We start from the raw sequence: 25,171 nt of genomic DNA, 5'->3' as shown, positions 1-25,171 counted from the left end.
CATGGCGACGACGGCGGGGCGAGGCATCCTGGCCCTGGGCGTCGCCGGCATCCTCCTCGCCTTCGGCGCCGTGATCGCCGTGCTGGTGGATCCCTTCGCGCGCGTGCCCATGATGGTCGACTCCACGACCGAGTGGCTCGCGCGCGCGCTTCTCGCTCTCGGCGTCGCGTGGCTCGTGATCGGCATGCTCGCGGCCCGCACGAGCCTCGTCCGACGGCCCGGAGCCGCCGCCGCCCGCGCGACGTGGATCGCTTCGACGCGCCCGTGGCGCGCGCGCGAGTCGAGCCTGGGCGTGCTGCCGCTGGATCGCTGGCTCATGATCCTCGTGCCCGGTGGGCTGCTCGTGACCACGCGCATCGTGCAGACCCCGCGTGACGGACTGCTCGGCGTCGCCATCGCGATCCTCGGGTGGCTGCTCTTCGCCGCGGCTGTGCGACTGCTGCTCGGCCGCCGGTCGCCCTGGCCGATCATCGCGGCGGTCGGGGGAGCGCTGGTGTTGCGCTGCGTCGTCGCTCTCCTCGCGGTGGCCCTGTCGGGTCCCGACGGCGTGTGGCCGTCGCTCTGGGCGGTGCCGGCCGTGCGCGTCCTCTACCTGATGGTGGCCTTCGCCCTCGTGGCCTGGGTCTTCGTCGCCGCGGGCTGGTCGCTCGCTCCGCAGCTCGGTCGCCCCCGCGCAGCGGGCATCACGCTCGCCGGGATGGGGATCGGCTACGCGCTGCCCGCGGCCACCATCGCCTTCGCGGGCGCGGGTGACGCCCTCCGTTCGTGGAACGAGCAGATCGGCATCCTGCCCTGGGATCTCGCCCGCCTCACCGGCATGCGCGATGGCGCCTTCCCCGTGGAACTCGTGAGCGTCACGGCCGTTATCGGCGCGATCGCCACGATCGTCGGCATCCTGCTCGCTCTGCCGCGTCGCGTCTTCGAACGCCGCGCGCGCCGAGACTCAGCCGCCGAGGGGCGCCCGGGCGGTCAGCGGCCCAGCGTCTGATCGAAGGGTCCGCCGCGGCGGATGTCGCGCACCTCTTTGCCGAGCGGGAAGAGCGAGACCGGCACGAGCTTGAAGTTGGCGATGCCGAGCGGGATGCCGATGATCGTCACGCACAGCAGGAGCCCCGTCACGATGTGCTCGAGCGCGAGCCACCAGCCCGCGAGCACGACCCATACGAGGTTGCCGAGGAACGACCCCACGCCCGCCGTCGGCTTCGCCACGATCTCGCGACCGAAGGGCCAGAGGGCGTAGAGACCGATGCGGAAAGCGGCGATGCCCCACGGAATCGTGACGATCAGGACGCAGAGCACGATCCCCGCGGCGAGGTAGCTGAGGAAGAGCCAGAAGCCCGAGAGCACCAGCCAGAGGACGTTGAGGATCAGGCGCATGCCCCCATTGTGTCGATCGAGGGTGTGAGCGCGCGGGGTTTGACAGCGACTAACCCCGGCTCCGCCGCCGCGCAACCGCCCTCGCGTCGTCACCCGGCGGGGCTAGCGTGAGGGTCCCGAGGGAAGGAATCCACCATGTCCGACGTCACCCGTGCCACCCCCGAACGCCGCGTCCTGTCGAGCTTCAGCGACTACACGGGGGCTCAGGCCGCCGTCGATCGCCTCTCCGACGCCGGGTTCCCCGTCGAGCACACCGCCATCGTCGGGCACGGCGTGCGGATCGTCGAGCAGGTCACGGGTCGGATGACCCGCGGCCGGGCAGCGCTGCTCGGCGCCGCATCGGGCGCGTGGTTCGGCCTGATGATCGGCGTGCTGATCGGTCTGCTGAGCGTGGGCGGGTTCCTCGGGTTCGTCCTGCTGGGCCTCGTGCTCGGCGCCGTCTGGGGCGCCGTCTTCGGCTTCGCCGGGCACGCTTTCACGGGCGGTCGCCGTGACTTCTCGTCGGTGCAGGGCTTCGAGGCCGAGCGCTGGGACGTGACGGTGGATGCCGAGCACTTCTCGCGCGCGCAGTCGCTGCTGTCGTCGGGAGCCGCCGGCGAGGCGCGCGCGTAACGTCGTCGCGGGGCCGATGTCGGAGGCCCCGCCTAGACTTGGACGCGCCATGACCGACGCCTCCACGCCCCTCATCGTCGGCGGTTCCGCACCGTCGGCCGCCCGACCCGACGCCGACCTGCTCGAGGGGCTGAACGGCCCGCAGCGGGAGGCCGTCACCTACCGGGGGCAGGCGCTGCTCATCGTCGCGGGCGCCGGATCGGGCAAGACGAGCGTGCTCACCCGCCGCATCGCCTCTCTGCTGCGCACGCGCGAGGCGTACCCGAGCCAGATCCTCGCGATCACCTTCACCAACAAGGCCGCCGGCGAGATGCGCGAGCGCGTCCACCAGCTCATCGGGCAGAAGGCCGACGGCATGTGGATCTCGACGTTCCACTCGGCGTGCGTGCGCATCCTCCGTCGTGAGGCCGAGCAGTTCGGCTTCACCAAGTCGTTCACCATCTACGACTCCGGCGACTCGCGTGCGCTCATCAAGCGCCTCGTGAAAGAGCACGAGGGCGACTCGTTCGGTCTCACCCCCGCGGGCACGCAGAGCCGCATCTCGAAGCTCAAGAACGAACTGGCGGACGCCGAGTCGTACGCCCGCTCCGCCAACATGAGCGACCCCGCCGAGCGGGTGTTCGTCGAGATCTTCGGCTCGTACCAGCGCGAGCTGCAGCGGGCCAACGCGTTCGACTTCGACGACCTGATCGCGCAGACGGTCTACCTCTTCCGCGCGTTTCCGCAGGTCGCCGACCGCTATCGCAAGCGGTTCCGGCACATCCTCGTCGACGAGTACCAAGACACCAACCACGCGCAGTACGCCCTCATCCACGAGCTGACGCGAGCGCCCGGATCCGATGCCGAGCCGTTCTCCTCCGGCGGCATGATGATCTTCGACGCCGAGCCCGCCGGCGACGACGCCGCGTCGCTCACCGTCGTCGGTGACTCCGACCAGTCGATCTACGCGTTCCGCGGCGCCGACATCCGCAACATCAGCGAGTTCGAGCGCGATTACCCGGGCGCCAAGGTGGTGCTGCTCGAGCAGAACTACCGCTCGACGCAGAACATCCTGTCGGCGGCCAACGCGGTCATCGCGAACAACTTCGACCGCAAAGACAAGAAGCTATGGACCGACGTCGGTGCGGGCGATCCCATCATCGGCTTCACCGGCTACTCGCAGCACGACGAGGCGCAGTTCGTCGCCGACGAGATCGAGGCGCTGCACAAGAAGGGCGTCGACTACTCGGGCGTCGCGGTCTTCTACCGCACCAACTCGCAGTCCCGTGCGCTGGAAGAGATCTTCATCCGCTCCGCGGTGCCCTACAAGATCATGGGCGGCACCAAGTTCTACGAGCGCGCCGAGATCAAAGACGCCCTCGCCTACCTCGTCGCCGTCGCCAACCCCGCCGACTCGATGGCCCTCCGTCGCATCCTGAACCGCCCGCGTCGCGGCATCGGCGACGTCACCGAGACGGCCATCGCGCGCTACGCCGCCGAGCACGACATCACCTTCCGCGACGCGCTCGCCAACTCCGCCCAGCTCGGCGTCGGCCCCAAGCTGCAGAAGGCCATCGACCAGCTCGACGCGGTGCTCACCGAGGCCACGGCGGTCATGCTCCCGGCATCCGGAGAGCTCGCCCCCTCCACCTCGGTCACCGAGGGGCTCACGCTGCTGCTCAACAAGAGCGGCTACTTCGACGCCCTGCGCGCGAGTAAAGACCCGCAAGACGAAGCGCGCCTCGAGAACCTCGACGAGCTCATCGCGGTGACGCGCGAGTTCGCCCGCAACAATCCCGAGGGCACGATCATCGACTTCCTCACCGAGGTGACCCTGGTGGCGGATGCCGACGACCTCGACGACGCGTCGGGATCGGTGTCGCTCATGACCCTGCACACCGCGAAGGGTCTCGAGTACGACGCGGTGTTCCTCACCGGCGTCGAAGAAGATCTGCTGCCGCACCGTATCTCGGCCAACGAGCCGGGCGGGCCGCAGGAGGAGAGGCGCCTGTTCTACGTCGGCATCACGCGCGCGCGAAAGCGCCTGCACGTATCCCTCGCGATGACCCGCGCCCAGTTCGGCGAGGTCACCGTCGCCATGCCGAGCCGATTCCTGCAGGAGATCCCCGCCGACCTCATCGACTGGCGACAGTCGCCGGGCGACGTCAACGGGCGTGGGGGATCCCAGTCGCGCGCGCTCAACGCGCGCGGACGCCGGCCCGGCCAGCCCGGGGGCGGCAACCGCTACGGCGATGACCTCGTTCCTCTGCCCAAGCGCGCGCCGGCCGATCCCAGCAAGTTCCCCAACCGCATCCCGGCCAAGGTGCGCGACAACGGCGACATGGTCCTGGCCGCGGGCGATCGCATCCGGCACGACGACTTCGGCGAGGGCCGCGTGGATGCCGTGACCGGCGAGGGCGCGAAGCGCGTCGCGCACGTGCGCTTCGACACCGTGGGCCCGAAGAAGCTGCTGGTGAAGATCGCGCCGATCGCGAAGCTGTAACCGCCGCGACGAAGCGCGCGCATCGCGCCGGGCGCTGAATATCCGGTTTGGGGCGCGATTCTCGGTTCGGGGCGGGAAATACCCGCCCCGAACGAAAAATCGCGCCCCGAACCGCTGGGGATGCCCGCGCCCGCCGCCGCGCCGCCGGGCCCCGGCGCCCGAGCCGCCCGGATAGGCTGGCGGAATGGCTCTCTTCTCGCGCCGCAAGAAGTCCGACTACGACGACGCATCGGTCGACCGGCCCGACACCACGATCGAACCGGGCGAACAGCCCGTCGACCCCTCCGGCCCGAGCGACGCCGCTCCCGCCGCCGACACGACCCCCGAGGCCTCGGCCGAGGCGGCGCCGACGGTCGGCATCTCGATGTCGTCGTTCCGCGGCGTAGGCGCCGGTCCCGAGCCCGCGCCGTCGCTGACGAACGCGCCGCCGGTGGCCGCGCGTCCCTCCGCCCGCCAGCCCGGTCCGATGAAGGCCCCCGAGGCCCCCGAGACCGTGCAGGGCCTGCGCGACAACGCGCTGCTGGGCAACGCCCTCGCCGAGATCTCCGGGCAGCCCGAGCCGGCGCAGTTGCTGAACGTCGCCCGTCAGCTCCTGCAGGGTCACGTGTTCCTGCGCGTCAAGGGCGATGCCCGCGCGCTGCTGGCCGAGGGCAAGGACCTCCCGCTCGCCGTCGCAAACCGCGGCGACGAGCAGCTCGTGCTCGCCTACAGCGGCGGCCTGGCGCTCCGCGCGAGCGTCGAGGCCGACGGCGACCACGACACCTCCGCGATGGGCCAGCCCGTGATGGCGCTGCTGCGGCACGTCCTGTCGGGCCCGTACGCCGGCATCGTGCTCGACCCGGCATCCGGAGACAATCGCGCCGTGCTGCCCAAGGCCCTCCTCGAGCGTATGGTCGCCGAGGTCGACCCCGAGCTGCGCATCAAGACCGCCCTGTGCGAGACGCGCACCGACGAGACGGTCTCCACGGTCGTGGACGCGATCATCGCCGAAGCCCCGATGTGGATCGCCGTCAACCGCACCGAGGAGGGCGGCCCCATCGGTGTCGCCGAATCGCGTTCGGCCGCGGGGGAGCGCTTCCTCGAAGTGTTCACCCACCCCCTCGAGCTCCTCGCCCTGGGCCGCGGCGACCAGCCGCTCCCGATCTCGCGCGCGCAGCTGTCGAAGGCGCTGGCGAGCGACCCCGCGCTCACCGGCATCCTGATCGATCCGGCCGGACCGTGGATCCGCCTCACCCGCGCGGAACTCGCCCCCGTGATCGACCTCGCCGAGAAGGATGCCGCTGCCGCGGAGTCCTGAGCGTCCGACGACAGCGGGCCGCCCCCACCCGGGGAGCGGCCCGCTCTCGTTTCTCAGGGATGCCGTGCGGCTCGGCTCTCAGACCCCGTACAGCTCGCCGACCGGAACCGCCACCGGCAGCACGTTGCCGGCGGGGGCGAGCGGGCACGCCCACATCGGGTCGTAGGCGCACGACGGGTTGTAGGCGAAGTTGAAGTCGATGACGAGCGTGTCGGGGGCGGACCCTCGGCCGAGGTCGGCGCCCTTGATGGTGTCGAGCAGGTAGCGTCCGCCGCCGTACGTGCCGCCCGGACGTCCCGCGGCCGCGTCGCGCACCGGAACGAAGAGTCCGCCGCCGTAGGAGGTCAGCCGCCACACGTCGAGCGAGCCGGTGTCGGGCAGCTCGACCCGCCCGATGCGTTCGAAGCCGACCTCACCGTCCGTTCCGGTGGTGGCGACGAACGACGCCTCCTCGGCGTCGAGCAGCGGGACCTCGAAGCGCCACGCCGCGTCGTAGGGGGCGAGGGGGAGTCCGACGAACCCCTCGCGCTGCTCCGGGAGCAGCGGTGTCGCGGGGTGGTCGGCGAACAGCGCGTCGCGCTCGATGCGCCAGAGCTCGTGGGCGTCTTCGGGATCGTCGGCCTCGCGCACGGCGTCGTAGAGCGCGAACACGCGGCGGCGCCAGTCGGCGATGTCGAGGGCGGTGCGGGCGGCGGCGGTGGTCATGTCTCGAGCGTAGGCGGGGACGGGATGCCGCGGCTCGGGGTGGACACGGATCCCCCCGGCTACTCCGACACCGCTACGGGGCAGACAGGGATCCCCTCGCTGCCCCGACACCGCAACGGGGCAGACACGACGCCCGCACGCGCGTTAGCGTCGGCACATGGCATCCCCTCGCATCACGCTGACCGTGCCGGGCCCCGACGGCGACCGCGAGGTCGGTATCTCGAACCCCGATCGCGTGCTGTGGCCCGACGTCGGGATCACCAAGCGCGAGCTCGCGGAATACCTCATCGCGGTCGGCGATCCCTTCATCGCGGCGAACGGGCATCGGCCGGTGTCCCTCGAGCGCTTTCCCGAGGGCGTGGGCGGCGAGGCGTTCTTCTCGAAGAACCCGCCGAAGGGCGCGCCGGCCTTCGTCGAGGCGGTGACGGTGACGTACAACAGCGGGCGGCGGCATCCGCAGCTGTTCCTCGGCGAGATCGCCTCGGCCGTGTGGGCGGCGCAGATGAACACGATCGTGTTCCATCCGTGGGCTTCGCTCGCCACCGACCCCGACCACCCCGTCGAGCTGCGCATCGACCTCGACCCGCAGCCGGGCACCGGCATCGCCGAGGCGGTGACGGCCGCGCACGAACTGCGGGTCGTGCTGCGCGAGGCGGGTCTCGAACCGTGGATCAAGACCAGCGGCAACCGCGGCCTGCACGTGTTCTGCCCGATCGAACCGACGCACGAGTTCCTCGACGTACGGCACGCCGTCATCGCCGCGGCGCGTGAGCTCGAGAGACGGATGCCGGATGCCGTGACCACCAGCTGGTGGAAGGAGGAGCGCGGGCAGCGCATCTTCGTCGACTTCAACCAGGCGAACCGCGACCGCACGATGGCGGGCGCCTACTCGCCGCGCGCGCTGCCCACGGCGACGGTGTCGACCCCGGTGACCTGGGACGAACTCGACGGCCTCGACCCGCTCGCGTTCACCGTGCGTTCGGTGCCGGAGCGGTTGGCATCCGACGGGGATTCGTGGGAGGGCTTCGCCTCGCAGCCCGGACGCATCGACACGCTGCTGGAGTGGTGGCAGCGCGACGCCGAGAACGGGCTCGGCGAGCTGCCGTTCCCGCCCGAGTTCCCGAAAATGCCGGGGGAGCCGCCGCGCGTGCAGCCGTCGCGGGCGAAGACGCCGGCGGAGTAGCCGTCAGCCCTCGGCGGCGCGGTCGAGGGCCGAGCGCCCGCGTCAGTCCAGCACGTCGCCGAGGTCATACGAACTCACCGCATCGAGCTGCGCGAAGGTGCACGAGCGAGCCTCGCGGTCGGGACGCCAGCGCTCGAACTGCACCGTGTGGCGGAAGCGCATGCCCTCGAGCTGGTCGTAGCGCACCTCGAGCACCCGCTCGGGGCGCAGGCGCACGAACGACACGTCCTTCGATGCCGAGAAGCGCGAGCGGTCGGTCTCGCCCGTGACGGCGGCACCCTCGTCATCGCGCTCGACGTACGGCTCGAGCTCGTCGATCAGCTCACGACGACGCTTGTCGGTGAAGGCCGAGGCGCCCCCGACGCCGTGCAGTCGGCCGTCATCGTCGTACAGACCGAGCAGCAGCGACCCGACTCCCTCGCCGGACTTGTGGATGCGGTACCCGAGCAGCACCACGTCGGCGGTGCGGGCGTGCTTGATCTTGAACATCGTGCGCTTGTTCGGCGCGTAGGGCTGCGCGAGGGGCTTGGCGATCACGCCGTCGAGACCGGCACCCTCGAACTCGGCGAGCCATCGGCGCGCGAGGTCGGGGTCGTCGGTGGTGCGCGTGACGTGCACGGGGTGGGGCACGGCGCCCAACAGGTCGACGAGTTGCGCGCGGCGCTCCGAGAACGGCTCGCCCTGCAGGTCGCGGTCGCCGCGAGCGAGGAGATCGAAGGCGATGAACATCGCCGGGGTCTGTTCGGCGAGCATGTTCACTCGGGACGCCGCCGGGTGGATGCGCTGCGACAGCGACTCCCAGTCCAGCCTCTGGGCGCCCGGTTCGCCGCGCGCGACGACGACCTCGCCGTCGATGAGGCACGGCTCGGGCAGAACGCGCGCGAACGCCTCGACGAGCTCGGGGAAGTACCGGGTGAGGGGCTTGGCGCCCCGGCTGCCGATCTCGACGTCGGTGCCGTCCCACGACACCAACGCGCGGAAGCCGTCCCACTTGGGCTCATAGCTGAACCCACCCGCGACCTTCTCGTGCTCGGGCACCATGGGGACGGACTTCGCCAGCATCGGAGCGGGGATGTCGTACGGCACGGCCGTCAGCTCTCTCCGCCCGCCAGCGGCACGGGGTCTTTGCGCTTCTTGCGACGCGCCCACTCGGCCGGCTTGTCGGGGCCGTTCCACACGGTGATGATCCCCCACACGACGGCGGTCAGCGGGACGGCGAGCAGGGTGCCGAGGATGCCGCCGATCGCGGTGCCGCCGGCGAGCACGACCAGCACGACGAACGAGTGCAGCTTCATCGAGCGGCCCATGAGGACGGGCTGGAGGAAGTTGCCCTCGAGCTGGTTGACCACGACCACGATGCCCACGACCACCAGAGCGATCACCCAGCCGTTGGTCACGAGAGCGACGAGGGCCGCCAGGATGCCGGCGGTCACGGCGCCGACGATCGGGATGAAGGCGAGCAGGAAGACGAGGACCGCGAGGGGCAGCGCGAGGGGAACCTGCAGGACCGCGAGGCCGACGCCGATGCCGATCGCGTCGACGGCCGCGACGGACGCGGTGCCTCGGACGTACGACCCGAGCACCGTGACCGTCTTGTCGCCGATGCGGCGTGCGCGGTCGTAGTCGCTGCCGTGGAAGGGGCGCAGCACGAACTCCCACATGCGCGGGCCGTCTTTGAGGAAGAAGAAGAGGATGACGACCATCAGCACGAAGCCCGTGACGAACGATGCGACCGCGCTCACGCCCGCGAGGGCGCCGGTACCGAACTGGGCGCTCGTGACGAAGTCGGTGATGCCCTGCACGGCCTGGTCGACCTGCTCGGGCGAGATCGCGAACGGGAGCGTGTGGTACCAGTCCTGGGCCTTCTGGAAGCCCTCGACGGCCTGCGTGCTGAGGGTGTCCCACTGGTTGATCACGGCGTTGACGACGAGCCATCCGAGGCCGGCGAGCACGACGACCACCGCGAGCAGGGTGAGCAGCGTGGCGATCACGGCGGGCACGCCCTTGCGGCGCATCCACATGGTGACGGGGCCGAAGGCGGAGGCGAAGATGAGCGCGAGGATCAGGGGGATGATCACCAGCGTCACCTGCTGGATGCCCCAGATGACACCCGCGATGAGCGCGACGACGATGATGATCTGCACCGCGCGGACGGCGAGACGCCCGAAGCCATCGGCCCACAGGCTCTTGGGGGGCGTCTGCACGGTCTCGGCGACGGCTTCGATCGCGCGACGCGGAGCGGGGTGACGAGAGAAGAGGCCCATGCGACGACGTTAGCGGGAGGGCCCGACATCGCCGGCGCGGCTTGCGCGGGTCCGGCCCGCCGGTTAGGGCCCCGCCCGCGGCTCCGGTCCCGGCATCCGGGATCAGACGAACGCGCTCATGCCGGTGATGTCGCGGCCGAGCAGGAGGGCCTGCACGCTCTCGGTGCCTTCGTAGGTGTGGATCGCCTCGATGTCGGCCATGTGCTGCATGACGCCGTTCTCGAGCAGGATGCCGTTGCCCCCGAGCAGGTCGCGGGCGATCGCCGCCACCCGGCGCGCCGCGCGGGTGTTGTGGTACTTCGCGAGCGACGCCTGGGTGGGGCGCAGGCCGCCCGAGGTCTCGAGGTCGGCGAGGCGGCGGCAGTAGAGCTGCATCGCGGTGAGTTCGTCGAGCATCTGCGCGAGGCGCTCCTGCACCATCTGGAACTTCGCGAGGGGCTTGCCGAACTGCATGCGCTCTGTGGCATACGTCCGCGCGATCTCGTAGCAGGCGGTCGCGTGACCGAGCGCCGACCACGCGACACCCGACCGCGTGGCGAAGAGCACCACCGAGGCGTCCTTGAACGTGTGGGTGCCGGGCAGCACGGCATCCGCGGGAAGACGCACGTCGTCCATCGCGATGTGCGCCTGGTGGATGCCGCGCAGCGACACCTTCCCGGTGATGACGGTGCCCGTGTAGCCCGGGGTGTCCTGCTCGACGAGGAAGCAGCGCACGTTGCCGTGGTCGTCGCCGCCCTCGTCGTCGACGCGGGCCCAGACGAAGGTGATGCCGCCGGAGGCGCCGTTGCCGATCCACTTCTTCGTTCCGCTGAGCGACCATCCGCCGGTCCCTGAGCCTGTCGAAGGGACCCAGGTGGCCGTGGTCTCGAGCGACACGGAGTCGGAGCCGTGGTCGGGTTCGGTGAGGGCGAAGGCGCCGAGCACGGTGCCGTCGGCGAGGGGCTTCAGCCACCGCTGCTGCTGCTCGGGCGAGCCGTAGAACGCCAGCGTCCGCAGCGCCAGGCCGCCCTGCACCGCCAGCGCGGTGGCGAGGGAGCCGTCGTGGCGCGAGATCTCCATGTTGACCAGGCCGGCCGCCAGGGGAGAGGTGTGCGGAAGCTCGGGGTGCTCGATGCCGTCGGTGAACAGCTCGAGCTCGCCCATGCGCTTCACGAGGTCGATCGGGTAGGTCGCGGCATCCCACTCGCCCTGCATGCGCGTGCCGACCTCGTCGGCGAACGCCTTGGCGGTGTCCCAGATCGCGCGGTCGGCGTCGGGGATGTCGGCGAACACCGCGTAGTAGTCGGTGTCGCGGCGGTCGAGGAGGTCGTAGTGGGCGACGCGCTCGCCGGGCAGCGTACGGGCATCGGCATCGATGGTCATGGTTCCCAGTATCACGCAGGTTGGTACTTGGTGTCACCGTCTGTCGTGGTGCGGTCGATTTTTCTTGATGCGAGATCGGTGGGACATCAATGCTCCAGGCGGCAGCGGGGTGCCGAGCGGATATGGTCGTCGCGTGAGTTCGCTGGTCTTCCTCCCCGCCGCCGACCATCCCGAGCTGCTCGCGGCGCCGGTCGCGGCTGCGATCGACCGCCTGCCCGCCGACGTCGCGGCGCGCATCGAGGTCGCCGCCGTCGATGCCGCGCTCGCCGACACCGTCGCGTTCTGCGAGGCATACGGCCAGAGCCTCGACATCTCAGCCAATTGCCTCGTGGTGCAGGGCAGTCGCGGCGCCGACATCCGCACCGCCGCCTGCCTCGCCGTGGCCACCACGCGGCTCGACGTCAACGGCGTCGTGCGCAAACTCCTCGACGCACGGAAGGCGACGTTCGCCCCGATGGATGCCGCTGTCGTCGAGACAGGGATGCAGTACGGGGGCATCACGCCACTCGGCATCCCGTCCGAGTGGCGTCTTCTGCTGGACGCCCGGGTGGCCGCACTACCGCGGGCCATCGTCGGCGCCGGGATCCGTGGCGCAAAGCTGTTCCTGCCGGGCGAGGTACTCGCATCCCTTCCCTCGGCAGAGGTCGTCGACGGACTTGCCAAACCGGTTGCGTGAGCGGCGGCGCCGCTCCGCGGGTCAGTCGCCGAGCGACGCGCGCAAGCGCCGCGTCACCTCGGCGGCGGGCATGCGCCGGGGGAAGGCCGCGACGATGAGGTCGTCGCCGGCCGCGTCGTCGCCGTCGGGGTGCACGCCGTAGCGGCGCAGCACGTCGTCGAGAGCGCGGCGCAGGACGGATGCCGGCACCCGGGCACCGCGCATGAGACGGCGCAGCACGTGGTTGTGCACCGCCGTCACCAGGGCCGCGAAACCGACGGCATCCAGGGGGTCGAGACCGGGCAGCGCCCCGCGCAGGTACTCGTCGAAGAGGCGCTCGTAGCGGAAGACGGTGACGATCTCGCGGTCGCGAAGGCCCGGGATCTCACGCACGATGACGTATCGGCGGCGGGCCAGCTCGGGATCCGCGGCGAAGTGCCGGAACACCCGCACCGACGCCTCGCACACGGCCGCCCACGGGTCGTCGTGATGCTGCGCGAGGTACGCCCGCGTCTCGGCGAGGAGCACCTCGTGGTCGGCGAACACCACGTCTTCCTTGCCGCCGAACTGACGGAAGAAGGTCGAACGCGACACCCCCGCGGCCTGCGCGATCTGCTCGACGGAGGTCTGGTCGTACCCGTGCTCGACGAAGAGGTCGATGGCGGCGGCGACCACGGCCGTGCGGCTCGGAGGGGGAGGGGCGTCGCTCACGTGATGAGCCTAGGCGTCGGAGGCCGGGGAGTCGCCGATGCGGGGGGATCGTGAGTCGCGGCCGTGAGCGTCGAGCTCGTCGCGCACCGCTTTACGGACGACCCCGTAGATCGCGTAGAGGAAGACGGCGGCGATGACGACGAGGAAGACGAGCGAGGTGAGCGGGTCCATCGGTCCACGCTGCCACAGCTGCGCCGCCGGGTGCACCCTCTCGGTGCGGCTAACCGAAACCACCGTCGGGGGCAAGTGGATGCCGGGATGCCGGCCCCCGCGGTGGGATGGAGCGCATGACCTCCCCGCTGTGGTTCCGTGACCAGCCGCCCGTCGAGGGCACGCCGTTCGAGCCCGGAGCGCACCACGACGTCGTGATCGTGGGTGCCGGGATCACCGGCCTGTCCACCGCCGTGATGCTCGCCGAGGCGGGCGTCGACGTCGCCGTCGTCGACGCCGGCCCCGTGGGGCGCGGCGCGACCGGGGCGTCGGTGGGCATGGCATCCCTGCTGCAGGGGACGACCCTCGCGACCCTGCGTCGGCACCACCCGGCGAGCCTCGTGCGCGCGTACGTGGATGCCAACCGCGCCGGGCAGGAGTGGCTCGCCGAGCGAGCCGGCGGTGCCGCCGATCGCCGTACGGCGTTCACCTTCGGGCGGGGTCTCGCCACCGACCCGGCGCTCGACGCGGTCCGCGACGCCGCACGGGAGGCGGGACTCCCGGTGCGCGAAGACGCCCCCGACGACCTCGGCGGACGCACCCCCGTGCGCGCCCTCGCCCTCGACGACCAGCTGGCCCTCGACCCCTCGCTGCTGACGGATTCGCTCGCCCGGGCCGCGGTCGACGCGGGAGCCGCGCTGCACACCGGCGTGCGCGTCACCGACGTGCACGCGCTGCCCTCCGGTCGTGTCGACACCGACCGCGGCGCCCTCTCGGGCGACACGGTCGTGCTCGCCACCGGCACGCCCATCGCCCGCCGCGGCCTGTACGACCTGAAGACCCGCGCGCTGCGCTCGTGGGCGATCGCCTTCGAGCTCGAAGGGGATGCCGAAGCCCCCGGCGGCATGTGGAGCGAGGTCGGCGCCGACGGACGCAGCGTCGTGGCGGCGCCGTCGTCGCTCGGGCGGTCGGTGCTGCTGGTGACCGGGGCGCGGCATCCGGTCGGGTCGGCGAGGTCGGAGGTCGCACTCGCCGAGGGTCTTGCCGCGTGGGCTCGCCGCACGCTGCTGGTCGGGGCGGAGATCGCCCGCTGGTCGGGTCAGGACTATCAGTCGCACAACCTCGTGCCCTTCATCGGGGGGATGCCGCGGGGCCTCGGTCGTCTGCGCTTCGCCACCGGCTACGCGGGCTGGGGTCTGACGAACGCCCCGGCGGCGGCGATGCGGCTGACCGACGAGATCCGGGGCGTGAGTCGGGGCGACCGGCCGCAGTGGATGCGCACCATCGGCACGCGCATGACCGTGCCCGCCGACCTCGGCCGCGGGATCGGCGAGGCCACCCGCCGCGTCGGCATCGCCGCCTCGGCCCTGACGAACGCGGCTCCGGCGCCGGTGAAGCGGCCGGCGGAGGGGGCAGGCCTGGTGGCCCGCCAAGGCCTGCGCACCGCCGCCGTGTCGACGGTCGACGGACGCACGCGCGCCGTCACCGCGCCCGCGCCGCTGACGTGGAACGACGCGGAGCGGTCGTGGGACAGCCCCGTCGACGGCTCGCGCTACGACGCCGACGGCACGCGGCTCGAGGGCTCGGCATCGGCCGATCTGGGCGTGTCCGCTCGGAGCTGAGGGAGCGGAGTTCTCCGGCCGGGCGGGCCAGCTCTTCGCGCCGGTGAGCAAGAGCGCTCCGCCGAGGCCGATCCTGGCTCCAGGAGGTCGTCGACGTGTCGTGCATCGCATGGGCGCTGCGATCCGCGATCGCCCCGGTCGGCCGTGCCGCCCTCTCTCTCCCACACTCGGAACACGGACTCGAGGTCGAGCATCGTTATCAGCGCGGATGATCGGAAGGGCGGGCGGCGCCCGTGCGTGCACCCCTCGTGGACGACGATGAGGTCGTCCGACGGGGCTGATGGACCTCGTGGACGAATCAGCCGACACGCACCTCGGGCGAGGCGGCGAGAGCTCGGCGAGCCCGCGACGCGACGCACTACCCGGGCGCGAAGGCGTGTGAGGTCACGGGAGACTTCGCAACTGCACTTCCCCGACACGCGTAAACGCGCTTTGCTGGCAGCGTCGAAGGTGAGTCAGTGGGCTGCCGTCACGGTCGTCAGATCCGTCCGTCGCGGCCGACTGCGACCTCCGAGGACCGTCCGTACGCGCTACAGGAGGTTTATCGATGGACGACACCCCTTACCCCACCGTCACCGCCGAGCAATTCGAAGCGGCATACGAGCAGGCGGCGACTGCTCTGGCCGCGTACGTCGCCGCACGAGACCGAGCGCGTCTGGCGGAACAGGATCTGGCTGAAGTGAGACTGCGCAATGCCACCGCTCGCGCCGCCGATCTGCGGGCCCGATGGGAACGCGCGGAGGCGGATCTCGATGCGCTGCGATGCGACTTCGAGGCTCCGCCGACCTGCCGCTGCGTATCGAGACTCGGACACGCCGGCGACCACGAGCCTCCGACCGGGATGCGGCTCGTGGTCTGAGCGCGCACCAGCGGGCCAGACGCAACAGTGCACCGCTTCGGATTGCGCGAGCCGTCCGACTCTTCTCCGCGTTGAGGGAGACCGTTCGTGCTCGTCGTTCCTGGATTCAGCGGGGGTCCGCGGGATTCGGTCGAGACGATCTCGGCGCCCCGCCGAGCGGGTGCGTCACGGTATCGATCTCGATCGCCGCATGGTGGTGCCTCTGAGGGGAGGGAGACGTCGGGGACCCTCCGTCATCGTCCCAGTGTTCGGCGGCGATCTCGTCGTCGTGGCCCGCATCGATCCCGTCCATGATCGGACTCTACGCCGGGGGTCGAGTGGGCGATAGACGCCTCTCGAGCACGGCCCGCGCCGACCCGGAACGCCCCGCACCGGTCGACCCCGATCAGATCGTCGGGGCGTCGTTCGCCTCGTCAGGCCTGACCCGTCGACGAGTCGCAGCGGCGATGACTTCTCTCGCCGTGTCCGACAGGTTCTGGTGGTTGCTGCGCGCTCGCTCGCGAAGCTGGTGGAAGGCGGCATCCATGTCGATGGCGTGAATGTGCGCCAGGATCCCCTTCGCCTGTTCGATGACGACTCGGCTGTCCAGCGCGTGCTGCAACTGCCGCCGTGCGACGTCGGCTTCGCGGAATGCCCGTTCGTGAAGGATCCCGATGGTGGCGATGTCGGCCAGCCCGCGAGCAGCCATCGCATCGTCCGCCGTCAGCGCCTCGGGCTGATCGCCGAAGAGGTTCAGCGAACCGATGACGTCGTCACGGAGTCGAAGCGGGATGGCGTGCATCCAGCGATAGCCCAGCTCACCGGCCGCAGTCGCGAAACGCGGCCATCGTTCTCGGATGCCCTCGATATCGTGAACGGTCACTTGCTGACCGGAGAAATACGCGTCCAGGCACGGCCCCTGCTCCTCGCTCAATTGGAGGAGGCTGATGAGTTGACTGCGTTCACTGGTGGAGGCGACGACCTCCAGCGTCCCGTCGGCATCCGGAATGAGGATGCCGACGCCCGCCACGTCCAAGGTCCGGGCGCATCGCGTCACCAGCCGGTGGAGAAGGTCCACGACGTCGTAACCGGTGACCAGGGTGTCCGCCAGTTCGACGAACGTCTCGACGAGTTCCTTCTCCCGCGATGCATTCGTCATAGGGGCAATGTACTTTCCTTCGAACCGGGTCACGCGGAGAAATCGATCTCGCGCCGGATGATCGCTTCCGCGATGTCGGACACCGTCCTGCCCGTGGCGAAGGCGTGGGCTCGGATGACGACGAACGCGTCATCCGAAGGGATGCCGAGCTGGGCCATCACCATGCCCGTCGCTTGATGTATCGATCTCTTCGGAGATCCTGCGGGAGGAGACGAGGCGCCGAGATTGCTCAGAAGATGGTCGACGACGCGTACGGCCGCGATATCCGCCATGGCCCACGCCGCCTCCACCTCGCGCGAGTCCAGGGCGTGGGCGCGCGTGGCATACAGGTCGACGACTCCGACGTCCACGGCCCCCACGGACATGGGGAACGCGTACGCCGAACGCACCGCAAACGACTCCGCTGCATCCACGAAGGCCGGCCACGAGAAGTCCTCGCCGTGCCGCAGGTCGGGCAACAGCGCCGGAGTGCCCGTGGCTTTCGCGTGCCAACACGGGCCCGCGCCACCGTCGAGTTGTATCCGCTCCAGCTCGGCCGCAACGGCATCGCTGGCGCAGACCGTCTCCAGTTCGAACGGCTCGCCGAGCGTCGAGATCGCCGCGTGCTCCACCGGCAGGGTCGACACGAACCATTCGCACAACGACGTATAGAGCGGGAATTCCAACATGATGCTCCAGACCTAGGGACAAGGCAGCGACCTAGGTCTAGGGAACGCCTCACCTCACTCTAGGCCGTCCCCGCTCACCCGCGTGGAAAATGCAGACGGACGAAATGACGGTCTTGATTCGGGGCGTCGATCCTCGTACCGTTGCGCTCAGCTGCCCCAGACCCCGGCGCGTATCCATCAGCGTGGATTGGGGCGCACACAATGGGGCACCTGTTCTACGGTTCGGCCCGAGAACCTCTTTCTCTCCCGGACCTTTCGCTTGCCTATCTGCAAACCGTCGCGATCGCGAAGCTCCGTCGGTCCGAGACATTCTTCGCCTCGTGGCGGCCTCACCCGGAGGAATCAGGAAACCGGTCGTATCTCTGGTTCCATCCGTCCATCCCTCTGATGTTCGTCATGCAGAGGACGGGCGGAGTGGTCTTGGACTCCGCCGTCCTGGAATGGCTGATGAGGGCTGCGGCGACATCGTCTCAGGGGATCGACCTCGACGGACTCTCCCGACCCGGGAAGCGCGCAGCGACCTGGTCGATGTCGCCGGCGTCGCGATCATGAGGCCGGTGAACGTGCCCGACGCCGCTCGGACAGCCCCGGCTGTGCTCGCGAGCGTTCCGGAGTCCGGACACTACGTCTTGGAGATCGAGGGAACCGTCATCGGGCACGTGATCGAGGCACCCGATGGCACCTTCCTCTCCTTCGATTCGGCCGCGACTCCCATCGCCCATCACTCCACGCTCCTGGCCGCGATGGAACGCATCGTGCAGTCCACCGCAGGGCTGCGCCTGTCACCTCCCACAACCGGGCACGGGCGTCTCGTCGCGGTGTTCGCTGGGGCTCTCCTGATCTCCCTGCTCACCGCGGCGGAGTCGGTGCTCCTGCCGTGACGGCATCGTCGCTCGCGAGGGGAGTGCTCCGCTCCTCTGCACGATGCAGGGTCCTCGTGCTCGCTGCCGGGCCGTCGGCGGCCGAGATGCGCGAGCGCAGCGAGGTGCGCGCACAACTCCTGCATTCCGTCCGTTGGTAAGCGGAACCGGATCGTTTCATCGCCGGATGCAGGAGTCGTGCGGACCCGCCGTCAGCTCTTCGCGCCGGTGAGCGCGAGCGCTCCGCCGAGGCCGATCATCATGACGCCGCCCGTGCCGGACAGCGCGGACAGGCGCTTCGGCGAGCGGGCGAACCACGTACGGGCGGTGCCGGCGGCGAGGGCCCACGTGCTGTCGCAGAGCAGCGCGAGCACCTGGAAGATGAGGCCGAGCACCAGCAGCTGCGACCACACAGCGCCCGCGTGCGGGTCGACGAACTGCGGCAGCACGGCCACGAAGAACGCGATGGTCTTCGGATTGGTGACGCCTACGACGAAACCCTGCCGCAGCAGCGTCCACTTCGATCGCGCGGCGGGCTGCGTCGCTGCGAGATGCGCGTGCCGGTGACGGATCGCCTGGATGCCGAGCCACACGAGGTAGATCGCCCCGACGATCTTCAGCACGGTGAAGGCCACGATCGACGAGGCCACGATCGCGCCCACCCCGAACGCCGTCGCGAGGATCGCCGGGACGTTGCCGATCGCGTTGCCGACGACACTGAGCACCCCGGCGCGGCGCCCGAGCGCGATCGACCGACCGATCACGAACAGCACGCCCGGACCGGGGATGACGATGAGCACGAGCGATGCCAGGACGAACGCGGGCAGGGTGGCGAGCGGAGGCATGGCGGAAGAATACTGCCGTTGGGGTCGGGCCGCGGGCGCGGGCATCAGTCATTCGGCCCGTCGCTGCGGGCGGATCCTCGGCGTTCGTGGAGGACGAGCTCGGCGACCCGCTGTCGTCCGCAGCGGAATCGCTCGGGGTGCGCCCCCGCGGCTTCCGACGGGAAAGCTCACACGGCGACGGCCTCATCGTGAGACAAAAGTTCGCGGGAGGTAACGCGCGCGACGACTTCGGCGAAACCTCGCCTGCCTACCGTCGAGGCATGCTCACTTCGAACTCGTCGCCCGGTCGCCTGGTCGTGGTCGGTGCGGGAATGGTGGCGCACCGCTTCGTCGAGAGCGTCACCGCCCGTGACGCCGACCACCGCTGGTCGATCACCGTGCTCGGCGACGAGAAGCACGGGCCTTACGATCGTGTCGGTCTCACGGGGTACTTCGCCGGCAAGACCTTCGAGGACCTCGCCCTCGACCCCCGGGTCCTCGCGCACGGGCGGGTAGGCGTGCGTACCGGTGCGCGCGTGACGAGGATCGACCGGGAGAAGAACGAGGTCGCCACCGCCGACGGTGCGACCCATGGATACGACCGACTCGTCCTGGCCACGGGTTCGTTCGCCGCCCGCCTGGCACTGGACGGCTTCGATCACGAGGGCTGTTTCGTCTACCGCACCCTCGACGATGTCGAAGGCATCCGGGCCTGGGTGGCCCGACGCCGCGCCCAGCTCGGCCGCCCCCTACGCGGCGCGGTGGTCGGTGGGGGTCTGCTCGGGCTCGAGGCCGCGGGAGCCCTGCAGGCTGAGGGCGTCGCCCCCTTCGTCCTCCAATCGAACGAGCGTCTGATGTCGGCGCAACTCGATCTGGGCGGGGCCAAGGCGCTGGAGCGCCTGATCGAGGCGCGGGGTATCGACGTGCGCACCTCCTCGGTGACGACCCGCGTGGATGCCGACATGTCCGGAGCCGTGTGCGGACTGGAGCTCCGCGACGGCACGTGGGAGGCCGTCGACATCGTCGTCTTCACGGTCGGCGTCCGCCCCCGCGACGAGCTGGCCCGCACCGCCGGCCTCCGCGTCGACCCGCGGGGCGGCGTGGTCATCGATGCCGGCTGCGGCACCTCCGACCCCGCGATCCTCGCGATCGGCGAGGTCGCGAGTTTCGGCGGTCAATGCATCGGCCTGGTCGCCCCCGGCTACGCGATGGCCGAGGTCGCCGCCACTCGGCTGCTCGGGGGCGAGGCCGCCTTCGACGGCTTCGACACCTCCGCCAAACTCAAGCTCTCCGGCGTCGAGGTCGCGAGCTTCGGCGACGCGCTCGCCGAGACGCCGAACGCCCTCGACGTCACCTACGCCGACCCGGTGTCGGGCGTGTACAAGAAGCTCGTGCTCAGCGACGACGCGCAGACGCTGCTCGGCGGGATCCTGGTCGGCGACGCGTCGGCCTACAGCGTGCTCCGACCGCTCGTCGGGCGCGCCCTCGGCGGCGACCCCGCCGCGTACCTCCTGCCCGACGGCCTCGCGCCCGCCGCGCAGGGCGACCTCCCCGACGACGCCATCGTCTGCTCGTGCAACGGCGTCACCGCGGGCACCGTCCGCGGAGCCGTCACCGATCACGACTGCGGGGATGCCGCCGAGGTCAAGGCGTGCACCAAAGCGGGAGCGGCGTGCGGTTCGTGCTTCACGCTCGTGAAGAAGCTCGTCCAGGCCGAGCTGGCGGCATCCGGGAAGGAGGTCTCGAACGGGCTGTGCGAGCACTTCCCGTTCACCCGTGCGCAGCTCTTCGACGCTGTGCGCATCTCGGGGCTCAGGACCTTCACCGCGATCGTCGAGCGCTTCGGCACCGGCCGGGGCTGCGACATCTGCAAGCCGGCGCTCGCGAGCATTTTGGCCAGCCTGTACGCGGAGCACGTGCTCGACGGTGAGCTCGCGACCATGCAGGACACCAACGACCACGTCATGGCCAACATCCAGCGCGACGGCACCTACAGCGTCGTTCCGCGCATCGCCGGCGGGGAGATCACTCCCGAGGGTCTCGTCGTCATCGGCGAGGTCGCGCGCGACTTCGGGCTCTACACGAAGATCACCGGCGGCCAGCGCATCGACATGTTCGGCGCCCGGCTCGAGCAGCTACCCGACATCTGGCGGCGCCTCGTCGACGCCGGCTTCGAGTCGGGACAGGCGTACGGCAAATCGCTGCGCACGGTGAAGTCGTGCGTCGGGCAGACGTGGTGCCGCTACGGCGTGCAGGACTCGGTCGGCATGGCCGTGCAGCTCGAGTTGCGCTACCGGGGGCTGCGCTCGCCGCACAAGATCAAGTTCGGCGTATCGGGCTGCGCGCGCGAATGCGCCGAGGCCCGCGGCAAAGACGTCGGCGTCATCGCGACCGAGGCCGGCTGGAACATGTACGTCGGCGGCAACGGCGGTTTCACTCCGCGTCACGCGGTGCTCTTCGCCGAGGGACTCGACGACGACGCACTGCTGCGCGCCATCGACCGCTTCCTGATGTTCTACATCCGCACCGCGGATCGGCTGCAGCGCACGGCTCCCTGGATGGAGGACTACGAGGGGGGCATCGAGGCGCTGAAAGGCGTGGTCTTCGACGACACGCTCGGCATCGCCGAAGACCTCGACCGCGCGATGGCCGCACACATCGACAACTACGAGGACGAGTGGGCGGCGACTCTCGCCGACCCCGAGAAGCTGAAGCGCTTCCAGAGCTTCGTCAACGCCCCCGGCACCGCCGACCCCACGCTCGCCTACGTGAGCGAGCGCGGTCAGCCCCGCCCCGCCACGGCCGAGGAGCGCGCCTCGGGCGCGGTCCTCATCGGCGGGACGACACTGGCGGTGCGCTCATGACGATCCTGGAGACCACGACGATGGATGCCGAGACCCCGGCCATCACACCCGGTTGCGTGCCCGCGCCGGCCGAGGTCGCGGGGGCCGTCCCGGAGGAGTGGACCCGCATCTGCCGCGTCGACGACCTGCTCGTCGAGCGCGGGGCGGCCGCCCTCGTCGACGGTCGCCAGATCGCGCTGTTCCGCACCTACGACGGGCGCCTGTTCGCCATCGACCAGATCGACCCCTTCAGCGGCGCGGCGATCCTGTCGCGCGGGATCGTCGGGGATCGCGGGGGAGTGCCGACCGTGGCATCCCCGATGTACAAGCAGGTCTTCGACCTGCGTACCGGCCTGTGTCTCGACACGCAGGGCAAGGAACCGTTGAGCGTCCGGGTGCACCCGGTCGCGGTGACCGACGGCATCGTGTTCGTCCGCATCCAAGGAGACCCCCGATGATCGCTCTCGCAGGACTCGACCTCGCCGACCGTCTCGTCGTCTGCGTCGGCGGCGGTGCCGTCGCCGAGAAGCGCATCGCTCGCCTTCGTGCCGCCGGCGCCCGCGTGCGCCTGGTCGCCCCGGTCGCCACCGCGGGACTCACGGCGCTCGCCGCCGCGGGCGACATCGAGTGGCACGCGCGCTTCTTCGCTTCCGAAGACCTCGACGACGCCTGGTTCTGCCATACGGCGACCGGGTCGGCTTCTGTCGACGCGGCGGTCGTCGAGGCCGCCGAGGCGCGCCGGGTGTGGTGCGTCAACGCCGGGCACGGGGGAAAGGGCACCGCGCGCCTGGCCGCCGAGACCACGAGCGGCGACGTCATGGTCGGCGTCGTCTCGACCGCGGGCGCCGACCCCCGCCGCACCGTCGCCGTGCGCGACGCCATCGCTCAGCGCCTCGCCGAAGGCGCCCTTCCGCTCCGCCGCCGACGTCGTCCGCTTGTGGGGAGCGTGGCGCTCGTCGGCGGCGGCCCTGGTCCCATCGACCTGATGACCGTCCGCGCCCGGGCCCTGCTCGCCGAGGCCGACGTCGTCGTGCACGACCGCCTCGGGCCCACCGGGGTGCTCGCCGAGCTCGGCGACGATGTCGAGCTCGTCGACGTGGGCAAGCGTCCGCATCATCACCCGGTGCCCCAGGATGAGATCAACGCGATCCTCGTCGACCGGGCGGCCCGTGGCCTGCGCGTGGTGCGGCTGAAAGGCGGCGACCCCTTCGTCTACGGGCGCGGCGGTGAAGAGGTCATCGCGTGCCGTGCCGCCGGCATCCCGGTGGAGGTCGTGCCCGGCATCTCGAGCGCGATCGCGGTGCCCGCGGCCGCGGGTGTGCCGGTGACCCACCGAGGCGTCGCCGGTACCCTTCATGTTGTGAACGGTCAGGAGCACCCCGGCGAGGCGACCCTGGCGGCGCTGCGCGACGACCGCGCCACCGTCGTGGCGTTGATGGGCGTGAGCGCGCTTCCCCGTTTCACCGCGGCAGCCCTCGCGGCGGGTGCGCCGGCGTCGCGCCCCGTCGCCTTCGTCGAGAACGGCCACACCCCGGCGCAGCGCACGATCCGCACGACTCTCGGAACGGCCGTCCGGGATGCCGAGGCGCAGGGCCTCGCCAATCCCGCGGTGCTCGTGTTCGGCGACGTCGCTCGCGCCGATCTGCTCCTCCCGCAGCCGGCCGCCGATGTCGCCGTCGAGCCTCTCGCAGCGGCGCGCGCCCAGGGCATCGGGTGACGGCACCGCCTCGCACGATCAGCACGGTGCTCCAGGGGTGCACCATGCTGCTTCCCGTCGACCGGCGGTCGGGGGAGTTGTCGGCCGCGCTCGAACGACACGGCGCGCGCGTGCGCGTGGCCCCGGCGCTGACGATCGTGCCCCACGTCGATGACGAGGAGCTCATCGCGCAGACCCGGACTCTCGTCGACGACCCACCCGACGTCGTCGTCGCCACCACCGGCGTGGGGTTTCGCGCCTGGATGGAGACGGCCGACGAGGCGGGACTCCACGACGCCCTCGCTCCCGTACTCGACGCCGCGCGCATCGTCGCGCGCGGGCCCAAGGCACGCGGGTCGATCCAGCAAGCGGGCTTCGACGCCGACTGGGTGGCCGAGAGCGAGACCTCGGCGGAGCTGCGCGACTTCCTCGTCGCCGAGGGCGTCGACGGACTTCACGTCGCGGTCCAGCACCACGGCTCGGGTGCCGACGGCCTCGACGAAGCCTTCGAGGCCGCCGGGGCGCGCGTGACGAGCCTGACGATCTACCGGTGGGGGCCGCCGCCCGACCCCGAGGTCGTCGCGGCGTCGACGCAGCAGGTCGCGCGCGGAGAGATCGACGCCGTGCTGTTCACCTCGGCGCCCGCGGCCCGCGAATGGATCCTCGCCGCCCAGCGGGCAGACGCGCTCGAGGGAGTGGCATCCCGTGCCGCGCGGGGGCAGGTGCTCGTCGCCGCCGTCGGTCCCATCACCGCGGGGCCCCTGATCGAGGCGGGGATCATCCCCCTCGTTCCCGACCGCGGGCGCCTCGGGGCGCTCGTCCGCGCCGTGGTGACGCACTACGGCGGACCCGACGCCCCCCTCATCCCGACCACGGCCGGCCGGCTCGGCATCCGCTCCGCGGGGATCGTGCTCGATGGGACGTTCACCCCTCTGCCCCGCACGGGGGTGGAGATTCTGCGCGCCCTGGCGATGCAGCCCGGGGCCGTCGTCACGCGCGCCGATCTGGTCGCGGTGCTGACGAACGCGGGGGCGTCGGCTCACGCGGTGGAGGTGGCAGTCGCACGAACGCGCGAGGCGTTGGGCGGCACCGATCTGATCCGCACGGTCTACAAGCGCGGCTATCGGCTCGACGTGATCGACCAGGAGGATTCGTGACCGCTGTGCTCATCGCGTGCGCCCACGGGACGCGCTTCGAAGAAGGACGCGTCGTCGTCCGCGAGTTGCTCGACATCCTGCGTGCCACCGCCCCCGACGACGTCGAGGTGCTCGAGGCCTACGTCGACGTGCACGGGCCGTTCGTCGCCGACGTGGTGGAGGAGGCCCGCGAACGCACGTCCGACATCGTGATCGTGCCGCTGCTGCTGTCGACGGGGTACCACACCGAGGTCGACCTGCAAGAGGCAGCGGACGGCCTCCCCGTCGCCGGGCCCCTCGGCCCGCACCGGCTGCTCGCCGAGATCCTCGCCGACCGCGTCCGCGACGCGGGAGCCGGGCCCGACGACACGGTCATCCTCGCGGCCGCCGGTTCCACGCGCCCCGGCGCGGTGGTCGACGTCGAGGGCATGGCGGCGATGATGGCGGATGCCGGAGTGCAGGGCCCCGTCGTCGCGGCGTACGCCGCGGCCTCCGAGCCGCGGATCCCCGACGCCGTGGCGGCGGCGCGGGCCGACGGACGGCGGACGGTCGCGGCGAGCTACGTGCTCGCGCCCGGGCATTTCTCGCGCGTCATCGAGAGCGCGGATGCCGATCTGACCTCGACCCCGATCGGCGCGGACCCGCGCGTGGCCACCGTGGTGTGGGAGCGGTGGCGCGAGGCCCGCGGCGGCGACCCGTCCTGAGCGCCGAGCCCGCCCGCCCGGGG

Annotated in this window: 25 protein-coding genes; 15 read left to right on the top strand and 10 right to left on the bottom strand. The window is 71.0% G+C overall.

From position 1 onward, the window contains the following. The first annotated feature begins 1 nt into the window (after nucleotide 1). The gene (locus RWH44_RS02675; protein ID WP_316003379.1) at nucleotides 2–988 is read left to right on the top strand and encodes a hypothetical protein; all 987 of its coding nucleotides are present in this window, start codon (nucleotides 2–4) and stop codon (nucleotides 986–988) included. Here RWH44_RS02675 and RWH44_RS02670 read toward each other — a convergent pair. Then, complete coding sequence (locus RWH44_RS02670) at nucleotides 970–1,377, bottom strand: YccF domain-containing protein (protein ID WP_316003378.1); 408 nt, start codon at nucleotides 1,375–1,377, stop codon at nucleotides 970–972. The genes RWH44_RS02675 and RWH44_RS02670 overlap by 19 nt on opposite strands. A gap of 135 nt (nucleotides 1,378–1,512) precedes the next feature. On the opposite strand from RWH44_RS02670, the gene RWH44_RS02665 reads away from it, so the two are divergent. The 3 genes from RWH44_RS02665 to RWH44_RS02655 all read left to right on the top strand — a co-directional run bounded on the left by RWH44_RS02665 (nucleotide 1,513) and on the right by RWH44_RS02655 (nucleotide 5,768). Then, a complete protein-coding gene (locus RWH44_RS02665; protein WP_298871447.1) occupies nucleotides 1,513–1,989 on the top strand; it encodes a YflT domain-containing protein in 477 nt (158 codons plus the stop codon). Nucleotides 1,990–2,038: 49 nt separating this feature from the next. After that, the gene (locus RWH44_RS02660) at nucleotides 2,039–4,471 is read left to right on the top strand and encodes an ATP-dependent helicase (RefSeq protein ID WP_298871450.1); all 2,433 of its coding nucleotides are present in this window, start codon (nucleotides 2,039–2,041) and stop codon (nucleotides 4,469–4,471) included. Between the two features lie 184 nt (nucleotides 4,472–4,655). Next, nucleotides 4,656–5,768, top strand: coding sequence for an SseB family protein (locus RWH44_RS02655; RefSeq protein WP_316003377.1), 1,113 nt, complete (start codon nucleotides 4,656–4,658; stop codon nucleotides 5,766–5,768). A gap of 78 nt (nucleotides 5,769–5,846) precedes the next feature. Here RWH44_RS02655 and RWH44_RS02650 read toward each other — a convergent pair whose 3' ends face one another. Beyond that, entirely contained in the window at nucleotides 5,847–6,473 is a 627-nt protein-coding gene (locus tag RWH44_RS02650) for a DUF1684 domain-containing protein (protein WP_316003376.1), read from the bottom strand. Nucleotides 6,474–6,630: 157 nt separating this feature from the next. On the opposite strand from RWH44_RS02650, the gene ligD reads away from it, so the two are divergent. Next, nucleotides 6,631–7,656, top strand: coding sequence for a non-homologous end-joining DNA ligase (gene ligD, locus RWH44_RS02645; protein WP_316003375.1), 1,026 nt, complete (start codon nucleotides 6,631–6,633; stop codon nucleotides 7,654–7,656). Between the two features lie 42 nt (nucleotides 7,657–7,698). On the opposite strand, the gene RWH44_RS02640 is transcribed toward ligD, so the two are convergent. The 3 genes from RWH44_RS02640 to RWH44_RS02630 all read right to left on the bottom strand — a co-directional run bounded on the left by RWH44_RS02640 (nucleotide 7,699) and on the right by RWH44_RS02630 (nucleotide 11,282). Beyond that, nucleotides 7,699–8,742 (bottom strand): ATP-dependent DNA ligase, encoded by a 1,044-nt coding sequence (locus tag RWH44_RS02640; RefSeq protein ID WP_316003374.1) that lies wholly within the window; start codon nucleotides 8,740–8,742, stop codon nucleotides 7,699–7,701. A gap of 5 nt (nucleotides 8,743–8,747) precedes the next feature. Then, nucleotides 8,748–9,920, bottom strand: coding sequence for an AI-2E family transporter (locus tag RWH44_RS02635; RefSeq protein ID WP_316003373.1), 1,173 nt, complete (start codon nucleotides 9,918–9,920; stop codon nucleotides 8,748–8,750). A 102-nt stretch (nucleotides 9,921–10,022) separates the two neighbouring features. Further along, nucleotides 10,023–11,282, bottom strand: a complete 1,260-nt coding sequence (locus RWH44_RS02630; RefSeq protein WP_316003372.1) for an acyl-CoA dehydrogenase family protein — start codon at nucleotides 11,280–11,282, stop codon at nucleotides 10,023–10,025. Between the two features lie 133 nt (nucleotides 11,283–11,415). Here RWH44_RS02630 and RWH44_RS02625 point away from each other — a divergent pair, with 133 nt between their 5' ends. Next, entirely contained in the window at nucleotides 11,416–11,958 is a 543-nt protein-coding gene (locus tag RWH44_RS02625; protein ID WP_298871470.1) for a YbaK/EbsC family protein, read from the top strand. Nucleotides 11,959–11,979: 21 nt separating this feature from the next. On the opposite strand, the gene RWH44_RS02620 is transcribed toward RWH44_RS02625, so the two are convergent. Together RWH44_RS02620 and RWH44_RS02615 are read right to left on the bottom strand one after the other, a co-directional pair. Next, entirely contained in the window at nucleotides 11,980–12,648 is a 669-nt protein-coding gene (locus RWH44_RS02620) for a TetR/AcrR family transcriptional regulator (RefSeq protein WP_298871472.1), read from the bottom strand. 9 nt (nucleotides 12,649–12,657) lie between these two features. Then, nucleotides 12,658–12,819 carry a hypothetical protein gene (locus RWH44_RS02615; protein WP_316003371.1) on the bottom strand — a complete coding sequence of 54 codons (162 nt, stop codon included), beginning with the start codon at nucleotides 12,817–12,819 and terminating at the stop codon, nucleotides 12,658–12,660. Nucleotides 12,820–12,935: 116 nt separating this feature from the next. On the opposite strand from RWH44_RS02615, the gene RWH44_RS02610 reads away from it, so the two are divergent. Together RWH44_RS02610 and RWH44_RS02605 are read left to right on the top strand one after the other, a co-directional pair. Beyond that, entirely contained in the window at nucleotides 12,936–14,420 is a 1,485-nt protein-coding gene (locus tag RWH44_RS02610) for an FAD-dependent oxidoreductase (RefSeq protein ID WP_316003370.1), read from the top strand. A gap of 547 nt (nucleotides 14,421–14,967) precedes the next feature. Then, nucleotides 14,968–15,279: a hypothetical protein gene (locus RWH44_RS02605; protein WP_316003369.1), complete on the top strand. Its 312-nt coding sequence runs from the start codon at nucleotides 14,968–14,970 to the stop codon at nucleotides 15,277–15,279. Between the two features lie 385 nt (nucleotides 15,280–15,664). Here the strand turns inward: RWH44_RS02605 and RWH44_RS02600 are convergent, their stop codons facing one another. Then, the gene (locus RWH44_RS02600) at nucleotides 15,665–16,417 is read right to left on the bottom strand and encodes an ANTAR domain-containing protein (protein ID WP_316003368.1); all 753 of its coding nucleotides are present in this window, start codon (nucleotides 16,415–16,417) and stop codon (nucleotides 15,665–15,667) included. A 29-nt stretch (nucleotides 16,418–16,446) separates the two neighbouring features. Next, complete coding sequence (locus RWH44_RS02595; RefSeq protein ID WP_316003367.1) at nucleotides 16,447–17,085, bottom strand: ANTAR domain-containing protein; 639 nt, start codon at nucleotides 17,083–17,085, stop codon at nucleotides 16,447–16,449. 201 nt (nucleotides 17,086–17,286) lie between these two features. Between RWH44_RS02595 and RWH44_RS16105 the strand changes: the two genes are divergently transcribed. Together RWH44_RS16105 and RWH44_RS02590 are read left to right on the top strand one after the other, a co-directional pair. Beyond that, nucleotides 17,287–17,637, top strand: coding sequence for a DUF7882 family protein (locus RWH44_RS16105; RefSeq protein ID WP_437127259.1), 351 nt, complete (start codon nucleotides 17,287–17,289; stop codon nucleotides 17,635–17,637). A 5-nt stretch (nucleotides 17,638–17,642) separates the two neighbouring features. Then, the gene (locus tag RWH44_RS02590) at nucleotides 17,643–17,966 is read left to right on the top strand and encodes a hypothetical protein (RefSeq protein ID WP_316003366.1); all 324 of its coding nucleotides are present in this window, start codon (nucleotides 17,643–17,645) and stop codon (nucleotides 17,964–17,966) included. Nucleotides 17,967–18,157: 191 nt separating this feature from the next. On the opposite strand, the gene RWH44_RS02585 is transcribed toward RWH44_RS02590, so the two are convergent. Continuing rightward, a complete protein-coding gene (locus RWH44_RS02585) occupies nucleotides 18,158–18,790 on the bottom strand; it encodes a LysE family translocator (RefSeq protein WP_316003365.1) in 633 nt (210 codons plus the stop codon). Between the two features lie 260 nt (nucleotides 18,791–19,050). Between RWH44_RS02585 and nirB the strand changes: the two genes are divergently transcribed. From nirB to RWH44_RS02560, 5 genes are read left to right on the top strand one after another with little or no spacing between them, the layout of a single operon-like run. Beyond that, the gene (nirB, locus tag RWH44_RS02580) at nucleotides 19,051–21,633 is read left to right on the top strand and encodes a nitrite reductase large subunit NirB (RefSeq protein ID WP_316003364.1); all 2,583 of its coding nucleotides are present in this window, start codon (nucleotides 19,051–19,053) and stop codon (nucleotides 21,631–21,633) included. Next, the gene (gene nirD / locus RWH44_RS02575) at nucleotides 21,630–22,070 is read left to right on the top strand and encodes a nitrite reductase small subunit NirD (RefSeq protein ID WP_316003363.1); all 441 of its coding nucleotides are present in this window, start codon (nucleotides 21,630–21,632) and stop codon (nucleotides 22,068–22,070) included. The genes nirB and nirD overlap by 4 nt, the downstream gene beginning before the upstream one ends. Continuing rightward, nucleotides 22,067–23,329, top strand: coding sequence for a uroporphyrinogen-III C-methyltransferase (gene cobA / locus RWH44_RS02570; RefSeq protein WP_316003362.1), 1,263 nt, complete (start codon nucleotides 22,067–22,069; stop codon nucleotides 23,327–23,329). Before nirD ends, cobA begins: the two co-directional genes overlap by 4 nt. Beyond that, complete coding sequence (locus RWH44_RS02565) at nucleotides 23,326–24,465, top strand: uroporphyrinogen-III synthase (protein WP_316003361.1); 1,140 nt, start codon at nucleotides 23,326–23,328, stop codon at nucleotides 24,463–24,465. Before cobA ends, RWH44_RS02565 begins: the two co-directional genes overlap by 4 nt. Further along, on the top strand, nucleotides 24,462–25,148 hold the full coding sequence (locus RWH44_RS02560; RefSeq protein WP_316003360.1) for a sirohydrochlorin chelatase: 687 nt from the start codon (nucleotides 24,462–24,464) through the stop codon (nucleotides 25,146–25,148). Before RWH44_RS02565 ends, RWH44_RS02560 begins: the two co-directional genes overlap by 4 nt. Nucleotides 25,149–25,171: the final 23 nt, after the last annotated feature.

The sequence above is a fragment of the Microbacterium phycohabitans genome (assembly GCF_032464935.1).
Lineage (GTDB): Bacteria > Actinomycetota > Actinomycetes > Actinomycetales > Microbacteriaceae > Microbacterium > Microbacterium phycohabitans.
Note: the sequence above shows the minus strand (reverse complement) of the source record. Positions and strands in the feature narration are given on the sequence as shown.